Annotated in this window: 16 protein-coding genes; 8 read left to right on the plus strand and 8 right to left on the minus strand. The window is 68.6% G+C overall.

The window, feature by feature from the left end; translation table 11 throughout:
* Positions 1-157: 157 nt before the first annotated feature.
* A complete protein-coding gene (locus LTV02_RS04240) occupies positions 158-502 on the plus strand; it encodes a hypothetical protein (protein WP_233038614.1) in 345 nt (114 codons plus the stop codon).
* Between the two features lie 7 nt (positions 503-509).
* Here LTV02_RS04240 and LTV02_RS04245 read toward each other — a convergent pair whose 3' ends face one another.
* A complete protein-coding gene (locus LTV02_RS04245; RefSeq protein ID WP_233038615.1) occupies positions 510-1,262 on the minus strand; it encodes an HD domain-containing protein in 753 nt (250 codons plus the stop codon).
* A gap of 148 nt (positions 1,263-1,410) precedes the next feature.
* Between LTV02_RS04245 and LTV02_RS04250 the strand changes: the two genes are divergently transcribed.
* The 4 genes from LTV02_RS04250 to LTV02_RS04265 all read left to right on the plus strand — a co-directional run bounded on the left by LTV02_RS04250 (position 1,411) and on the right by LTV02_RS04265 (position 5,439).
* Complete coding sequence (locus tag LTV02_RS04250; RefSeq protein ID WP_332909591.1) at positions 1,411-2,322, plus strand: GlxA family transcriptional regulator; 912 nt, start codon at positions 1,411-1,413, stop codon at positions 2,320-2,322.
* Between the two features lie 155 nt (positions 2,323-2,477).
* Positions 2,478-3,122, plus strand: a complete 645-nt coding sequence (gene ribB, locus LTV02_RS04255) for a 3,4-dihydroxy-2-butanone-4-phosphate synthase (protein ID WP_233038617.1) — start codon at positions 2,478-2,480, stop codon at positions 3,120-3,122.
* Positions 3,119-3,793 carry an HAD family hydrolase gene (locus tag LTV02_RS04260; protein ID WP_233038618.1) on the plus strand — a complete coding sequence of 225 codons (675 nt, stop codon included), beginning with the start codon at positions 3,119-3,121 and terminating at the stop codon, positions 3,791-3,793. Before ribB ends, LTV02_RS04260 begins: the two co-directional genes overlap by 4 nt.
* A 59-nt stretch (positions 3,794-3,852) precedes the next feature.
* A complete protein-coding gene (locus LTV02_RS04265) occupies positions 3,853-5,439 on the plus strand; it encodes a TerD family protein (RefSeq protein ID WP_233041471.1) in 1,587 nt (528 codons plus the stop codon).
* Here the strand turns inward: LTV02_RS04265 and LTV02_RS04270 are convergent.
* Positions 5,436-6,281 (minus strand): patatin-like phospholipase family protein, encoded by an 846-nt coding sequence (locus LTV02_RS04270; protein ID WP_157575201.1) that lies wholly within the window; start codon positions 6,279-6,281, stop codon positions 5,436-5,438. The two genes, LTV02_RS04265 and LTV02_RS04270, sit on opposite strands and share 4 nt — an antisense overlap.
* A 73-nt stretch (positions 6,282-6,354) precedes the next feature.
* On the opposite strand from LTV02_RS04270, the gene LTV02_RS04275 reads away from it, so the two are divergent.
* Positions 6,355-7,338 carry a dimethylarginine dimethylaminohydrolase family protein gene (locus tag LTV02_RS04275; protein WP_233038619.1) on the plus strand — a complete coding sequence of 328 codons (984 nt, stop codon included), beginning with the start codon at positions 6,355-6,357 and terminating at the stop codon, positions 7,336-7,338.
* Here LTV02_RS04275 and LTV02_RS04280 read toward each other — a convergent pair.
* Genes LTV02_RS04280 through LTV02_RS04290 form a run of 3 tightly spaced genes read right to left on the minus strand, consistent with a single transcriptional unit; the run spans position 7,324 to position 9,956 of the window.
* Positions 7,324-8,073 (minus strand): helix-turn-helix domain-containing protein, encoded by a 750-nt coding sequence (locus tag LTV02_RS04280; protein WP_233038620.1) that lies wholly within the window; start codon positions 8,071-8,073, stop codon positions 7,324-7,326. The two genes, LTV02_RS04275 and LTV02_RS04280, sit on opposite strands and share 15 nt — an antisense overlap.
* Positions 8,074-8,114: 41 nt before the next feature.
* A complete protein-coding gene (locus LTV02_RS04285; RefSeq protein WP_233038621.1) occupies positions 8,115-8,876 on the minus strand; it encodes a helix-turn-helix domain-containing protein in 762 nt (253 codons plus the stop codon).
* A gap of 27 nt (positions 8,877-8,903) precedes the next feature.
* Positions 8,904-9,956, minus strand: a complete 1,053-nt coding sequence (locus tag LTV02_RS04290) for a YihY/virulence factor BrkB family protein (protein WP_233038622.1) — start codon at positions 9,954-9,956, stop codon at positions 8,904-8,906.
* Between the two features lie 147 nt (positions 9,957-10,103).
* On the opposite strand from LTV02_RS04290, the gene LTV02_RS04295 reads away from it, so the two are divergent.
* Positions 10,104-11,810 carry a DEAD/DEAH box helicase gene (locus LTV02_RS04295; protein WP_233038623.1) on the plus strand — a complete coding sequence of 569 codons (1,707 nt, stop codon included), beginning with the start codon at positions 10,104-10,106 and terminating at the stop codon, positions 11,808-11,810.
* 31 nt (positions 11,811-11,841) lie between these two features.
* On the opposite strand, the gene LTV02_RS04300 is transcribed toward LTV02_RS04295, so the two are convergent.
* The 3 genes from LTV02_RS04300 to LTV02_RS04310 all read right to left on the minus strand — a co-directional run bounded on the left by LTV02_RS04300 (position 11,842) and on the right by LTV02_RS04310 (position 13,776).
* Positions 11,842-12,144: a DUF1905 domain-containing protein gene (locus tag LTV02_RS04300; protein WP_233038624.1), complete on the minus strand. Its 303-nt coding sequence runs from the start codon at positions 12,142-12,144 to the stop codon at positions 11,842-11,844.
* A gap of 126 nt (positions 12,145-12,270) precedes the next feature.
* Positions 12,271-12,939 carry a DUF1963 domain-containing protein gene (locus LTV02_RS04305; protein ID WP_233038625.1) on the minus strand — a complete coding sequence of 223 codons (669 nt, stop codon included), beginning with the start codon at positions 12,937-12,939 and terminating at the stop codon, positions 12,271-12,273.
* Between the two features lie 69 nt (positions 12,940-13,008).
* The gene (locus LTV02_RS04310) at positions 13,009-13,776 is read right to left on the minus strand and encodes an AraC family transcriptional regulator (protein ID WP_233038626.1); all 768 of its coding nucleotides are present in this window, start codon (positions 13,774-13,776) and stop codon (positions 13,009-13,011) included.
* 55 nt (positions 13,777-13,831) lie between these two features.
* On the opposite strand from LTV02_RS04310, the gene LTV02_RS04315 reads away from it, so the two are divergent.
* Complete coding sequence (locus LTV02_RS04315) at positions 13,832-14,398, plus strand: class I SAM-dependent methyltransferase (protein WP_233038627.1); 567 nt, start codon at positions 13,832-13,834, stop codon at positions 14,396-14,398.
* Positions 14,399-14,402 lie beyond the last annotated feature (4 nt).

A 14,402-nucleotide genomic window follows, 5' to 3' on the forward strand; every position in this document is an offset into this window, starting at 1 on the left:
CCATGGTCTGCCCATCGCCGAGGGGACGTTTCGGGACGAGTGTAAACGTGTTCAGACGTCCGGTGAAGTCCTATCCGGTGGTCGCGAAGTCCCCGGTTGCCCAGCGAATCTGGCTGTGCACGACCCAATTCGAAACGACACGCGAAGGAAGGACGACATGCGATTCCGGCCTACCGCACTCGGATATCTGCGATCCGATGTGTCGGGGATTCAGCAGGCATGGGATGAAGCCGCGATTCGCCGCCTGGCCGAACGCCTGGGCTACGACCTCGCGGAGATCATCATCCTTCGATCATCGGCGAGCAGCCCATTGCAACGGTTGAAGCGGCGTGCGACGGCTCTCGCCGCCGAAGCGGTCATCGTGCCGGGTGTGGGGCACTTCGACGGCGAGCAGGTCCCGGCTGACCTCGTGCAGCGGATGGACGTGATCACCATCAGTCCGGAGGGCACCTATGCCCGCTGGGCGACCGGGTTCGTCGATATTGCCGAGCCTCGACGATGAGGTTGGGCTATTCGGGGAAGGGGGACAGGCGGATGAGGGGGTCGAAGCCGGAGTTGAGGAGCCATTTGGTGCGGCCGTGGGGGACGGCTGCGGCTTCGGCTCGGAAGGCGGTGGTGATGTGGTGTTTGAAGTTGTGGCGGGGGTGGTGGTGGAGGAGTTCGGTTATCCAGGTGGGGGACAGGTCGGATATGCGGGCTCCGATTACGTCGGCGGAGGCGCCGGCGGAGACGAAACCGCCTGGGTCGGAGAGGTTTGCGGCTACGCCGGGGGTGAGGTGGGCGGCGATGGCGGCGCCGATTGCCCGGGCGCGGTCGGGGGTGGCGCCGTGGCGGGTGGCGAAATTTACGGCGTGTTCGCCGCCTCGGACTGCGAAACATCTGCCGGGGGTGGGGGATTCGAGGCTGATGTCGTGCAGGAGGCTGGAGACGTAGACGAGTTCGTCGTCGTAGGGGGCGCCGTCGAGGGTGGCCAGGACGCGGCCGAAATAGTAGGTGCGGAACGAGTGTTCGAGGATGGCGTCGGAAAGGGTTTCGCGGGCTTCGGTTTCGGCGGCTTTGGCCAGGGCGGAATCGGGCAGGCGCAGGCCGGCGAAGTCCAGCCGGCCACGGCCGCGGCGGCCCAGGGCGATCTTCAACCGGCCGGGGAGCACCGTGGGGGCGGCCTTGACGAAAGCGGCGGTGAGGTGGCGGCGCTGGGCGGGGGTGAGGGCGCCGCCGGTGCTGGTGGCCCAGTCCCAGTCGAGTGCGGTCGATGCGGCCACGGTGAACTCCTTGGATCTGCGGGCGATGTCGCTGTCCAGTCAATCGGCCGGTCGCGCGCCGGACGAGTGGCACGAATGCCAGGGATGCTCGGATTCGTGCCAAACTGGGGCGGTGAGGCAGGTGACCGCGCTGGCATTGGACGGCGTCATGACGTTCGATCTGGCCTGTGCCGTGCAGGCTTTCCGGCACGGGCCGGGAAAGTTCGGGGAGCCGAGCGGGTTCGAGATGCGGACCTGCGGGGTGCGGCCGGGGCCGGTGTGGACGCCCAACGGGTTCGATCTGCGCGTCGAGGAGGGGCTGGAAGCCCTGGACGGCGCGGACATCGTCGTGGTGCCGGGCACCGGGTTGCCGACATTTCCCGTTCCGGACGCCGCCCTGGACGCCCTGCGCGCCGCCGCCGAACGCGGCGCCACCATCGTGAGTATCTGCGTCGGCGCGTTCGTCCTCGGCCAGGCCGGCCTGCTCGACCATCGCCCCGCCACCACCCACTGGGCCTACTGCGACGACTTCGCCGCCATGTTCCCGGCAGTGAAACTCGACCCCCACGCCCTCTACATCGACGACGGCGACATCCTCACCTCCGCCGGCCTCTCCGCCGGCCTGGACCTCTGCCTGCACATAGTCCGCCGCGAACTCGGCGCGAGCGCCGCCGCCGACCTGGCCCGCTGGAACGTCGCCGCCCCACACCGCGAAGGCGGTCAGGCCCAATACATCCCGGACGCCCTCCCCACCTCCACCACCGGCGGCCTCGCCGCCACCCTCGCCTGGGCCGCCGCCAACCCCACCGAGGTCACCTCCATCTCCGCCCTCGCCCGCCACGCCCTGATGAGCGACCGCACCTTCATCCGCCGTTTCAAACAAGAAGTAGGCACCACCCCCCGCCGCTGGCTCGAAGCCCAGCGCACCGCCCGCGCCCGCGAACTCCTCGAAACCACCGACCTCCCAATAGAAGTCGTAGCCACCCAATCCGGCTTCGGCAGCGTCACCGCCCTCCGCACCCACCTCCGCGCCGCCACCGCCACCACCCCCGCCGGCTACCGCCGCTCCCTCCGCCGCTGACCGCCAAGGGTTCATCAACGCGCACGTTCACGTCGCGAACTGAACGCCGCCGGGCGTGGCGCGCGCCGCAGACCCGGCAATTGATCTTGTTTCGTCTAGTCTCGGCTCCGTTGTGTGCGTGATTCCCTCCACGATCGGGACGGAGACCACTGACGATGGCCGTTGCTACCAGCACCCGGAACCAAGCGAATCTCTTCGACGATCTCGACGACGCCGTGCGGGAGATCGCCGCGGGCCGTGCGGTGATCGTGGTCGATGACGAGCAGCGCGAGAACGAAGGCGACCTGATCATGGCTGCCGAGCTGGCCACCCCGGAACTGCTGGGGTTCTTCATCCGCTACACCGGCGGCGTGGTGTGCGCGCCGATGGCCGCCGAGCGCGCGGACCGGCTGGGACTGCCGTTGATGACCGAAGGGAACGAGGACGAGAAGCAGACCGCGTTCACCGTGACCGTCGACGCGGTGGCCGGCGTGGTGTCGGGCATCAGCGCCGCCGATCGGGCCGCGACCTTCCGGGCGCTGGCGCATCCGGGCACCGTGGCGGGAGATCTGCAAAGGCCGGGGCATGTGTTCCCGTTGCGTGCGCACCCACGGGGGCTGGCGGCCCGGCAGGGTCACACCGAGGCGAGCGTGGAGTTGCTGCGGCTGGCGGGGCTGGCGCAGGTGGCGGTGATCAGCGAGGTGTGTCACGACGACGGTTCGGTGATGCGGCTGCCGGAATTGCGCGTGTTCGCCGATACCCATGGCCTGAAACTGATTTCGATCGATCAGCTCATCGCGCGGTGCTCCGGAACGGCATGACCGGGGCCGTCGCAGCCGTCCTGTTCGACCTGGACGGCACGCTCGCCGCGACCATGGATCCGTGGGATCGCTGCTGGTCGGAATACGCGGCCCGCCACGGCCACACCTGGACCGACGCCGACCGGCACCGCACTCACGGACACGGTGACTGGGCCGACCATCTCGCGGCGGTCTGCGGCGTCGAGGCAGACCGCGTGGTCGCCGAGTGCGTGGATGCGATGGTCGCGCGGATCCACGCCGGGCAGATCGCGCTGCTGCCCGGCGTGGAAGCGCTGCTGGCCACGGCGATGAACAGCACTGTGACAGGGGTGGTTTCGGCGTCCCCGCGCCGGTTCGTGCACGCCGCGCTCGACCATTTCGGATTGCGTCCGGCGTTGGGCGTCGTCATCACCCGGGAGGATCAGCCCGAAACCAAACCCCATCCCGCGCCGTGGCTGCACGCGGCCGCGCGGCTCGGCGTGGATCCGTCATCCTGTGTGGCGGTGGAGGATTCGGCCGCCGGTATCCGCTCGGCGCACGCCGCGGGCATGCGCGTGCTGGCGATCCCGAGCTGGTCGCCCTCGATGCATCCGGTCGAAGCCGACCTGGCCGACCACCTCGCCGCGGATGCCGCCCGGGCCGAGCGCTGGCTGCGCCGCCTGGTCACCGCTGCGGCTCCCGCGGTGCTCTGATCCGGCCGCGGGAACTCGGTCCCGGCCGCGGCGCGTCGTATAGGTTGGCAAGCGTGTCGATGATGAAGGGCGCCAATGTTCCGGTGCCGATGAGTGCTGTTCGCGTCGAACTGGGGTGGCAGGCGGGGCCGGGGGTTCCCGATGCGGATGGGTCCGCGTTGTTGCTCGTCGGGGGGAAGGTCCGGTCCGATGGCGACTTCGTGTTCTACAACCAGCCGGTGCACGGTTCGGGGGCGGTGCGGCACGAGGGGAAGCAGCAGGGGCCGTGGGTGGTCGATGCGCTTGCCGTGGATCTGGGACGGGTGGAGCCGCAGATCGAGACCATCGTGATCGCGGCGTCGGCGGATGGTGGGACGTTCGCACAGTTCCGCGGGTTGTATGTGCGGGTGGTGGATGCGATGGGCGGCGCCGAGGTGGCGCGGTTCGAGCCCACCGCCGGTGTGGAGACCGCGTTCGTGCTCGGTGAGTTGTATCGCCGGCAGGGGGCGTGGAAGTTCCGGGCGGTCGGTCAGGGGTACAACACCGGGCTGGCTGGGCTGGCAACCGATTTCGGCATCTCCGTGGACGACGCGCCCGCCGCCCCGCAGCCGTACGCCCCGCCGCAGCAGCCGTTCACGCCGCCGCAGCCTTATACTCAGCCGCCGCAGCCGACGCATACTCCGCCGCAGCCCAATTACGCGCAACCGCCGCAGCCGACATATCCGCCGCAGCAGCCGAATTACACGCAGCAGCCGCAGCCGACCTTCGCGCCGCAGCCGACGCATACCCAGCCGCCGCAGCCGACCTACCCGCCGCAGCCGGCTCACACGCAGCCCCCGCAACCGACGTACTCGCAGCCGCCGCAGCCGTATACCCAACCGCCCCAGCCGACGTATCCGCAGCCGCCGCAGCCATATACGCAGCCGCCGCAGCCCTTCACCCCGCCGCAGCAGGCACCGCCCCCGCCGCAGCCGTCCACTCCGGCACCCCAGCCGTTCACCCCGCCCGCACCCCAACCCCCCACACCTCCGGTCAGCCTCACCAAGATCTCCCTGACCAAGGAAGCCCCCACCGTCTCGCTGACCAAATCCGGCGCGACCGGCGGCACCATGCGGTTCAACCTGAACTGGACCAGCAACAAGCGCGGCCTGTTCGGCGGGCGCAAGGCGGGCAACGGCGGCATCGATCTGGATCTGTGCTGCTTCTACGAATTGGTCAACGGCGCCATCGGTTCCGTGCGCGCCCTGGACCGCCGCTTCGGCGATCTGCACAATCCGCCGTTCATCCAGCTCGACCACGACGACCGCACCGGTTCCAGCGCGAGCGGCGAGAACATCGACATCAACCTGGATTACACCAAGTTCTTCAAGCGCATTCTCATCTTCACCTCGATCTACGAGGGCGCCCGGGACTTCCGCGGCGTGGAGGCCACGGCCACCATGTATCCGGTCAACAGCCTGCCCATCGAATTGACGCTGGGCGGCTGCGTCGACGATTCGCGCGACGCGGTGCTGGCCACCATCGAGAACATCAACGGCGAGATGGTGGTGCGCCGCGAATGCACCTTCATCCGCCCGCCCGCCGGGCGTCCCGGCGCGGGCATCTCCGAGATCGCCCGCCGCTACAACTGGGCCTTCGAGATCCGCGCCGGTCGCGGCAAGGACTAGGCCAGGGTGTCCAGGGCCGCGGCCGCCAAGGCCCGGCCCTGCGCGATGATCGGTTCGGCGCGATGGAAATCCATGGTGCCGCACACGTTCTGCGGGATCTCGATCACCAGATCCGCCGGATGCGCGGCCAGATGCTGCCGGGTCAGCGCCGCCAGCATCAGATCGATGGCGCGCTGGGCCACATCGGTGGCGCGAATGCTGGTGAGCGCCTGCGGTTGTGCGGTGGGCCGCCACCACTGCCGGAACCAGTTGGTGCGCGGCTGCTCCCGGTCGTACACCGGATCCGGCGGCCCGGACAGATCCACGGCGATGGTGAGATCGGCGGGCCCGAGCGCCAGCGTGGCCACCACCGGCAGCGGATCGAGCACCCCGCCGTCCACCAGTACATGCCCGTCGACCAGCACCGGCGTGATGAATCCGGGTATGGAGATCGACGCCCGGATGGCGCTGTCGAGGTCCCCGCGCTGATACCAGATCGAGCGCCCCGCGCTCAGGTCCGTCGCCACCGCCAGGTACGGCATCGGCAGGTCCTCGATCCGCAGTTCCCCGAGCAGTTCCCGAATCCGGTCGAGAATCTTCGCAGCCCGGATCACCCCGGGTTCGGTGAGCGCCGGATCGAGCAGCCGCACCACCTCGAACTGCCCGAGTGTCGTTGCCCAGGAGGTGAATTCGCCGAGCCGCCCGGCCGCGTACAGTCCGCCGACCAGCGCTCCCATGGACGAGCCCGCCACCCCCGCGATCTCGTAGCCGCGCGCCTCCAGCTCCGCGATCACGCCGATATGCGCGTAGCCGCGCGCCCCACCGCTGCCCAGCGCCAGATTCACGCGTTTGCCGGTCGCCATGCCGACAACCATAGCGATGTGTCCTCACGCACGCTCCGGGTCACCACTATCTGGGAGTACTACCCTCGTCTACATGGTTGCTGATTCTTTGCAGGTTCATGTGGAGAGTGAGTTCGCCCCGCTGCGCACCGTGGTCGTCTCCCAGAGCGAATTCCGCGCCCCGGCCGACGCCGCCGTCTTCGGCCATTCGATGCCCGTGGAACCCGGCGCGGTCGGCATTCTGGAAGCGGTGTGGGGCAAGGACTTCGGCGCGGTCTACCCCGGCAAGCAGCGGAAATGGGAAGCCGAACGCGACGAACTGGCCGCCGTGCTGACCCGCCACGGCGTCGAGGTGCTGCGCCCGCGCCTGTTCACCGACGTGGAGAAGGCCGCCGCCGGCCCGACCGGCTACGCCAATTTCTTCGTCCGCGACCCCTGGTTCACGGTCGGCGATCACGTGATCGAAGGCGTCCTGCAATTCCCGCACCGCCGCTTGGAGGTGCTCCCCAGTCGGCAGCTGTTGCTCGATCGCGTGATGTCGTCTGCGGCACAGTATGTTTCGCTGCTGCGGCCCGAGCTGGCGCCCCTCGGTCAAGCCGGTCCCGGGCCGTTCCTCGAGGGCGGCGACGTCCTGGTGCTGGGCAAGCAGATCTTCGTCGGCCTCTCCGGTATGGCCACCGACGAACTCGGCATCGCCTGGCTCTCGAAGTACTTGCGGCCCTTCGGATTCACCGTCACCACGGTCCGCCTGCCCGCCCACGTCCTGCACCTGGACTGCGCCATAGGACTGGTCCGCGACGGCCTGCTCATCGCCTGCCCCGACCGGCTCCCGGACGGCCTCCCCGCACCTCTGCGCGACTGGGAGCGCATCGAGGTCAGCGAGGACGAAGCCGCCGCCATGGCAACCAACGGCCTGCCCATCGACGCGCACACCTACATCACCGATCCGGAGTTCGAGCGCGTCGGCAAGGAACTCGAAAAGCGCGGCGTCACAGTCGAATACATCGACTTCTCGGTATCGCGGATCTTCGGCGGCGCGTTCCGCTGCTCCACCCAGCCGCTGCTACGCGCCGAATAACTCCGGATCGCCGGTGCACGGCACCATCGAGTACATGTACCACTCGCGGCGCGGCATCTCACAGCGCAGCAGGTGCGGCTGCATATCGATCCATGCGCCGTCCCCGTCGGCGGGCCGGATCCGCAGCGGCCGCCAATCCATCTCGGCGGGATCGATATCGGTCGCCCAGAACCGCTGCCAGTCCGGGGCGGGCGCACAGGCCGCGATGATCTCCTCGATGCGTTCCGGCGCGATCTGCCCGGGCCCCATATGCCGGAACGCCTGCACCATCCGATGCGTCTCGCGCTCCCAGCTCGCGAAGACCGATCGCGCGTGCGGGCTCAGCAGGAACCATTCGAGGATATTGGCCCCGCGGCGCAGCCCCGGGAACGCGCGCCGATAGGCGGCATTGGTGGCGACCAGGTCGAAGCCCGGCGCGGTCTGGAAGCAGGCCGGATGCGGGAAGCTCTCCAGGAAGTTCAGCTCCGCCCGCGTCGGTTCCGGAATGCCGCCGGTAATGGTGGTGAGCTCGGGTTGCAACACCATGGCGGCGTATTCGCGATACATGAGCGGCACGTCGAGCGCTTGGAAGAGCGCCGCCAGCGCCGTCGTGGTCGGCGGCCGGCGACCCTGTTCCAGCTTCTGGATCAGGCCCTCCGAGACACCGGCCTTGCGAGCGAGTTCGGCACGGGTCAGGCGCAGCGTGTTCCGGCGTTCCCGGAGGTATCCCGCGATAGCCAGATGCGACTCGTCCACGTACGACCTCCAGATACTGCTGAAACCACTACCGGAGAAAGCTAACCGATTTTCGGAGACCGCTCGGTATGTGGAATGGCATCGGATCGCACCGGGATCATGGTGTACAAGCACCACTCCCGGCGCGGGATCTCGCAGCGCAGGATGTGCACGTGCATGGCCGTCCACTCGCCGCCTTCCGGCGGGCGGATGCGGACCGGCCGGAATTGCATCAGCTCGCCGGGCAGGTCGGTCGACCACAGGCGCTGCCAGTGCGGCGACGGCTCGCACATCCGGATGATCTCCTCGATGCGCTCCGGGGGCGTGATGCCCGGCGCCATATGCCGGAACGCCTGCACCAGCACATGCACCTCGCGATCCCAGTTCTCGACCACGAGCCGTGAACGCGGGTCGTTCAGGAACCATTCGATGATGTTGCGGCCGGGCACCAGACCCGGAAACGCGCGCAGGTAGGCCGCGTTGGCCGCGATCAGATCCATCCCGGGCGCGTGCTGATAGCAGGCCGGATGCGGCAGGCAGTCGAGCAGATCCAGCTCGGCCTCGGTCGGTTCGATGCCATTGGAGATCGCCGTCAGCTCGGGTTGCAACACGATGGCCGCATATTCGCGATACACCGCCGGCACGTCCAGCGCCTGGAAGAGCGCGTGCAGCGCCGTCGAGGTCGGCGGGCGGGTGCCCTGTTCGAGCTTCTGGATCAGCGCCTCGGAAACCCCTGCCTTGCGGGCGAGTTCGGCCCGGGTCAGACGCGCCGCCATCCGGCGTTCCCGCAGGAATCCCGCAATCGCCAGATATGCCTCGTCCACTCCCGCTACCTCCAGAAACGCTCCCGGCTACGCGATGAAACTAGTCGAGACCGACGACTGGCCCGCCGGGGGAGGCGGCGGCGGATCGTCGGACCGCTCGCCACGGCGCGCCAGCCAGATCCGGAACTGGGACAGCCGGGTGGCGCGGGCGGGCCAGAACTCCTGCACGCTGGCATTGAATTCGGCCCCGAGAATCACGGCGAAACCCAGGAAGAAGGTGAACAGCAGGAAGGCGATGGGGGTGGCCAGCGCGCCGTAGCTGATGCCGGTCTTGGTCACCCAGGCCAGGTATCGGCGCAGGCCCTCGCTGGCGGTCATGAAGAACACACCCGCCACCAAGGCCCCGCCGAAGAGCCGGTGCCAGGGCAGGGTGCGGTGCAGCGCCAGCTTGTACAGCGTGGTCAAGCCGATGATCAGCAGGAATCCGGTGCCGGGGTAATAGAAGGCGTCGATCAATCGCAGCCCGGGTTCGCGCCAGCCCGAAGGCAATACGCGCCCGACCAGACTGGGCCCCAGCGCCACCAGCGGCAGGATCAGCACCGCCGCGATCAGGAAGCCGACATACAGCAGCAGGGCGAAGATGCGCTGCCAGACGGGATGGCGGGCGGTCGCCTGCCCGTGCGCCGCGGTGATGGCGTCGACGAAGGTGGCCATCGCCGAGGAGCCGGCCCACAGCGAGAGCACGAAACCCACCGACACCACGCCGCCGTGCCCGCGTTGCAGCACGTCGACCACGGTCGGGCCGACCAGATCGTCGACCACGCTGGGACTGAACAGCTTCCGGGCAAAGGCGATGATCTTGGTTTCCACGATGTTCACCGTGTTCGGCCCGAACCAGTGCCCGACATAGCCGAGGCTGCCCAGCAGGCCGAGCAGCAGCGGGGCCAGCGACAGCGTCTGCCAGAAGGCCGCGGCGGCGGATTTGGCGAATATCGAATCGTCCCAAGCCTTCACCGCGACGTGCACGATCAGCTCCCAGGTGCGCTGCCCGGCGTGGCGCAAACGTGTGACTATGCGCACGGCGGGCGCGTCCGGCGCGGGCGCGTCGGGGTGTCGCGGGGGGTGATCCTGCTCGTTCATGGTGGCTACAGCATCGCGTACCAGGGTTTCGAATGGGTGTGGACCCGCGCTGTGTTGTGGCGCACTTGTGCCGTGTGTGTCGTGGCGCACTACAAGAGGCTGTGTCGGATTGGAAAGCAGTCGGTCCCGGTCGCTAATCTCTACCGAGTGACTTCGGGTGGTGGCGGTTCGTTACGTGCATGGCAGCGCAGGGCACTTACCAAGTATCTGACGACCAAGCCTCGCGATTTCCTCGCCGTCGCTACGCCAGGTGCCGGTAAGACGACGTTCGCGCTGCGCGTGGCCGCCGAATTGCTGGCGGACCGCACGGTCGATCAGGTGACGGTGGTGGCGCCGACCGAGCACCTCAAACACCAGTGGGCGGCCTCGGCCGCGCGCAACGGGATTCAGCTGGACTCGAACTTCTCCAATTCGACCGGGTCGACGTCCTCGGACTACCACGGCGTGGTCGTCACCTACGCGCAGATCGCCTCGCACCCGTTCAAGCACCGGGTGCGCACCGAGAACCGGCGCACGCTGGTGATCATGGACGAGGTCCATCACGCCGGTGACGCCAAGAGCTGGGGTGAGGCGGTCGAGGAAGCGTTCGGCGATGCCACCCGGCGGCTGTCGCTGACCGGTACGCCGTTCCGGTCCGACGATTCCAAGATCCCGTTCATCGTCTACGAACCCGACGAGTCCGGTTTCGAGAAGTCGCGCGCCGACCACACCTACGGGTATTCCGAGGCGCTGGCCGACGGCGTGGTGCGGCCGGTGGTGTTCCTCGCCTACTCGGGTGAGGCGCATTGGCGGGACAGCGCGGGCGAGGAGTACTCGGCCCGGCTCGGTGAGCCCCTGGACGCCGCGCAGACCGCGCGCGCCTGGCGCACCGCGCTCGATCCGGCCGGCGACTGGATGTCGAAGGTGCTGACCGCCGCCGACACCCGGCTGCGTCAGTTGCGTGCCACCGGTATGCCCGATGCGGGTGGGCTGGTCATCGCCACCGACCAGGACAAGGCGCGCGATTACGCCGAACTGCTGGAACACATCTCGGGCAGCAAACCGACCGTGGTGCTCTCCGACGATCCCGGTTCCTCGGATCGCATCGAGGAGTTCAGCAAGAACACCGACCCGTGGATGGTCGCCGTCCGCATGGTGTCCGAGGGCGTCGACGTGCCGCGCCTGGCGGTCGGCGTGTACGCCACCAGCGCTTCCACCCCGCTCTACTTCGCCCAGGCCATCGGCCGATTCGTGCGTGCGCGCAAATCGGGTGAGACGGCCAGCGTCTTCCTGCCGTCCGTTCCGGTGCTGCTCGATCTGGCCGCCCAGCTGGAAGTGCAGCGCGACCATGTCATCGGCAAACCGCATCGCGAGGCGAGCTCGCTCGAGGACGAGCTGCTCACCGACGCCAACAAGCAGAAGGACGAACCGGGCGAGGAGGAGAAGAAGTTCGTAGCCCTCGCCGCCGACGCCGAACTGGACCAGGTCATCTACGACGGTGACTCCTTCGGCACCGCCACCTTCTCCGGCAGCGACGAGGAAGCCGACTACCTCGGCATCCCCGGCCTGCTGGACGCCAGCCAGATGCGCGCCCTGCTCAACGAACGCCAGGCCCGCCAGATCCAGGACCGCAGCGCCCGCCCCGTCGAATCCGGCCCCCAGGTGGCGGCCGCCGCCGAACGCGCCGCCACCTCCGACCGCCTCGGCGAACTCCGCCGCGAACTCAACTCCCTGGTCGCCATGCACCACCACCGCACCGGCAAACCCCACGGCGTCATCCACGGCGACCTACGCCGCGAATGCGGCGGCCCCCCAACCGCTCTGGCCACCGCCGACCAGCTCACCGAACGCATCGCCGCCCTGCGCCGCCTCTGATCCGATCGAACGGCCGTGGAAAGATCCGCTCTCAGACGACGACGGATAGGTCCACGGCGACAAGGTCGCCCGCCCCGATCCCTTCGGCGATCCGGACGGGCTTCTTGACCGGCAGCACGTAGGTGGCTCGCTTACGGTCCGGGAACAGCGAAGTGGCCCACCGGCTCTCGCCGATCACCACCCGCACCCGGACCGACCCGAACCCACCGGCCTGCGTGCCGTACCGCTCCTCGATCTCGTCCGCGATCGCCTCCGGCAAGCTCAGGAAATGCCACGACGCGGGCCCATCGTGCTCCCAGATCTCAGCCGAGAAGGAGTATCGCGCAGTCGCCATGCAGTCGACGGTAGCGAGATGGTCCGACAGTTCCGCTGCACCGTCACCGTGTCCAGCTACTTCTCGCAGGCGATGCGGTCGCGGTCCAGGTTGGGGCTCGGCGTGCGGGAAGCAGAGGCTGACCGGTCAGTTCTGGCAGACCGGCCAGGCGGCGGCCGGGTCGCAACGGGCAGGGCAGGCCAGGATGTAGACCTGGTTGCCGAGGAACAGGCCGTCTTCGACGCTGCGGAAGTGCTTGCCGCGGATGGCGTAGTCGCGGAACTGATAGTCCTCGGGGACCTGGCACAGGAAGACGAGGTCGGTGCCGCAGGCGCAGCGGTAGTGCTCAGGGTCCTGGACCCATTGCGGGGTGCCGCCGACAATGAAGCCCGCCGCCGGTTCGCCGGGAGCGATATCGCGCCGGATCTTCCAGTACAGTCTGCTGGGCTCGAAGTGAGGGTCGGGTGTATCGGCGTGGACGGCATTGCGTTGCAGCAGGATTCGCCAGAAGGGTCTGCCGGCGCCGGGTGCGTCGTCCCAGTAGCGTTCCGGCAGCTGGCCGGCTTCCGGGTAGAAACCGGCGTCGTTCTCGTCGGGGCACAGGAACATCAGCAGTTGGTCGCCGCCGAAATGCGGGATGTAGTCGGGCAGTTGGATCTGGAAGTACAGGGCCATCTGCTTCCCGCAACGGCACTCGGGCCATGGCTGCCCCGGATCCAGGTAGGGCCAGCCGCCGATCGAGCTGCGAGTGTTCCGGGTGGCCCGGCTCGAACTACTGTTGTGAATGGCATACGTCGGCCCGGTGTTCTTGGTCATTTCCCCTCCGAATTTGCTTGCGGCACAGAGGGTAGCGAAGCAAGCTGACAGAGCGGAAGAGTGCGGCGGTCAGCGGGCGAAGTAGCGGCCCGGGGTGACGCCGACGTCGCGGCGGAAGGCGGCTACGTAGGCGCTGGGGGTGGCGTAGCCGACTCGTTCGGCGATGCGGGCGATGGGCAGGCCCTCGGCCAGCAGGGGCAGGGAGGCGGCCAGGCGGATCTGGGTTCGCCACTGGCCGAAGGTGATTCCGGTGTCGGTGAGGAAGGATCGGGCCAGGGTGCGGGGGCTGGCGGCGGCGGAGGGGGCGAAGCCTTCGAGGGAGCGGGGGTCGGCGGGGTTGGTGAGGAGGGCTTCGGCGACGTGGCGGGCGCGCGGGTCGACGGGCATGGGTGCGCCGATGGGGATGACGTCGACCGGGTCGAGCAGGTCGAAGACGACGGCCTCGGCGCGGGCGCGCTGATCGGGGCCGGTGGTGTCGGCGGTGAGGTGATCGAAGAGTTCGTGCAGCAGGGCGCTGACGCGGAGCATGGTCGGCGCGGGGAAACGGATCGGGGTGCGGGCCGGATCCAGGAAGATGCCGCGCATGATCGCGCCCACGGTGGTGCCGGTGCGGTGCCGGATGCCGCCGGGGATCCATAGCGCGCGGGTGGGCGGCAGCACCCATTGCCCGCCGCCGGCTTCGACCAATAGGACACCCCGTGCGGCCCAGGCGATCTGGTGCTGCGGATGTTCGTGCACGTCGAACCAGTGGCCCGCGGGCAGCGCGCCCGCCCCGAACACCATGGCGGTGGGCCCGCCGGGCACGTCCAGCACCCGTGGTTGACCGTTCAGCGACATGATCTGTCAGTGTAGTCTCTCGCGGTCGCGCGTCGTACTGCCTAGCGTTGCGGGCATGGGGATGAACATCTTTCACCAACTGCTCTGCCGCTCCAGTGCCTGGGAGAAGACCAGCGCCACCCGCATCGTCCCGTGGGCGCTGCGCGACCTGGATCTGGGCGATAACGCGTTGGAAGTCGGGCCGGGCTACGGCGCGAATATCGCGACCCTGCGCGAACGGGTCCCGGTGCTGTCCGGTCTCGAGATCGATCCGGCCTTGGCTGCCCGGCTCCGTAAGCGCCGGAGCGACCAGGTGCGCGTGATCGACGGTGACGGCACCGCAATGCCCTTGCCGGACAAGGAATTCAGCTCGGTCGTCTGCTTCACCATGCTGCACCACGTGCCCTCGCCGGCGCAGCAGGACGACCTGTTCGCCGAAGCCTTCCGCGTACTGCGCCCCGACGGGGTCTTCGCGGGCAGCGACGGCCTGGACAGTCTCGGCTTCCGCCTCATCCACCTGGGCGACACCTGCGTCCCGGTCCCGCCTGCCACCCTCACCGACCGCCTCACCCGCATCGGCTTCACCGATATCGAGATCGACACCGCCCCAACCATGTTCCGCTTCCGCGCCCGCCGTCCTTGAGGCC

Source organism: Nocardia yamanashiensis (assembly GCF_021183565.1).
Lineage (GTDB): Bacteria > Actinomycetota > Actinomycetes > Mycobacteriales > Mycobacteriaceae > Nocardia > Nocardia yamanashiensis.

Excerpts from the sequence above, each read along its gene's own strand:
- ribB (WP_233038617.1), top strand. The coding sequence starts at position 2,478 with ATGGCCGTTGCTACCAGCACCCGGAACCAAGCGAATCTCTTCGACGAT.
- LTV02_RS04260 (WP_233038618.1), top strand. The coding sequence starts at position 3,119 with ATGACCGGGGCCGTCGCAGCCGTCCTGTTCGACCTGGACGGCACGCTC.
- LTV02_RS04265 (WP_233041471.1), top strand. The coding sequence starts at position 3,853 with ATGATGAAGGGCGCCAATGTTCCGGTGCCGATGAGTGCTGTTCGCGTC.
- LTV02_RS04270 (WP_157575201.1), bottom strand. The coding sequence starts at position 6,281 with ATGGCGACCGGCAAACGCGTGAATCTGGCGCTGGGCAGCGGTGGGGCG.
- LTV02_RS04240 (WP_233038614.1), top strand. The coding sequence starts at position 158 with ATGCGATTCCGGCCTACCGCACTCGGATATCTGCGATCCGATGTGTCG.
- LTV02_RS04275 (WP_233038619.1), top strand. The coding sequence starts at position 6,355 with ATGGTTGCTGATTCTTTGCAGGTTCATGTGGAGAGTGAGTTCGCCCCG.
- LTV02_RS04290 (WP_233038622.1), bottom strand. The coding sequence starts at position 9,956 with ATGAACGAGCAGGATCACCCCCCGCGACACCCCGACGCGCCCGCGCCG.
- LTV02_RS04310 (WP_233038626.1), bottom strand. The coding sequence starts at position 13,776 with ATGTCGCTGAACGGTCAACCACGGGTGCTGGACGTGCCCGGCGGGCCC.
- LTV02_RS04305 (WP_233038625.1), bottom strand. The coding sequence starts at position 12,939 with ATGACCAAGAACACCGGGCCGACGTATGCCATTCACAACAGTAGTTCG.
- LTV02_RS04250 (WP_332909591.1), top strand. The coding sequence starts at position 1,411 with ATGACGTTCGATCTGGCCTGTGCCGTGCAGGCTTTCCGGCACGGGCCG.
- LTV02_RS04315 (WP_233038627.1), top strand. The coding sequence starts at position 13,832 with ATGGGGATGAACATCTTTCACCAACTGCTCTGCCGCTCCAGTGCCTGG.
- LTV02_RS04300 (WP_233038624.1), bottom strand. The coding sequence starts at position 12,144 with ATGGCGACTGCGCGATACTCCTTCTCGGCTGAGATCTGGGAGCACGAT.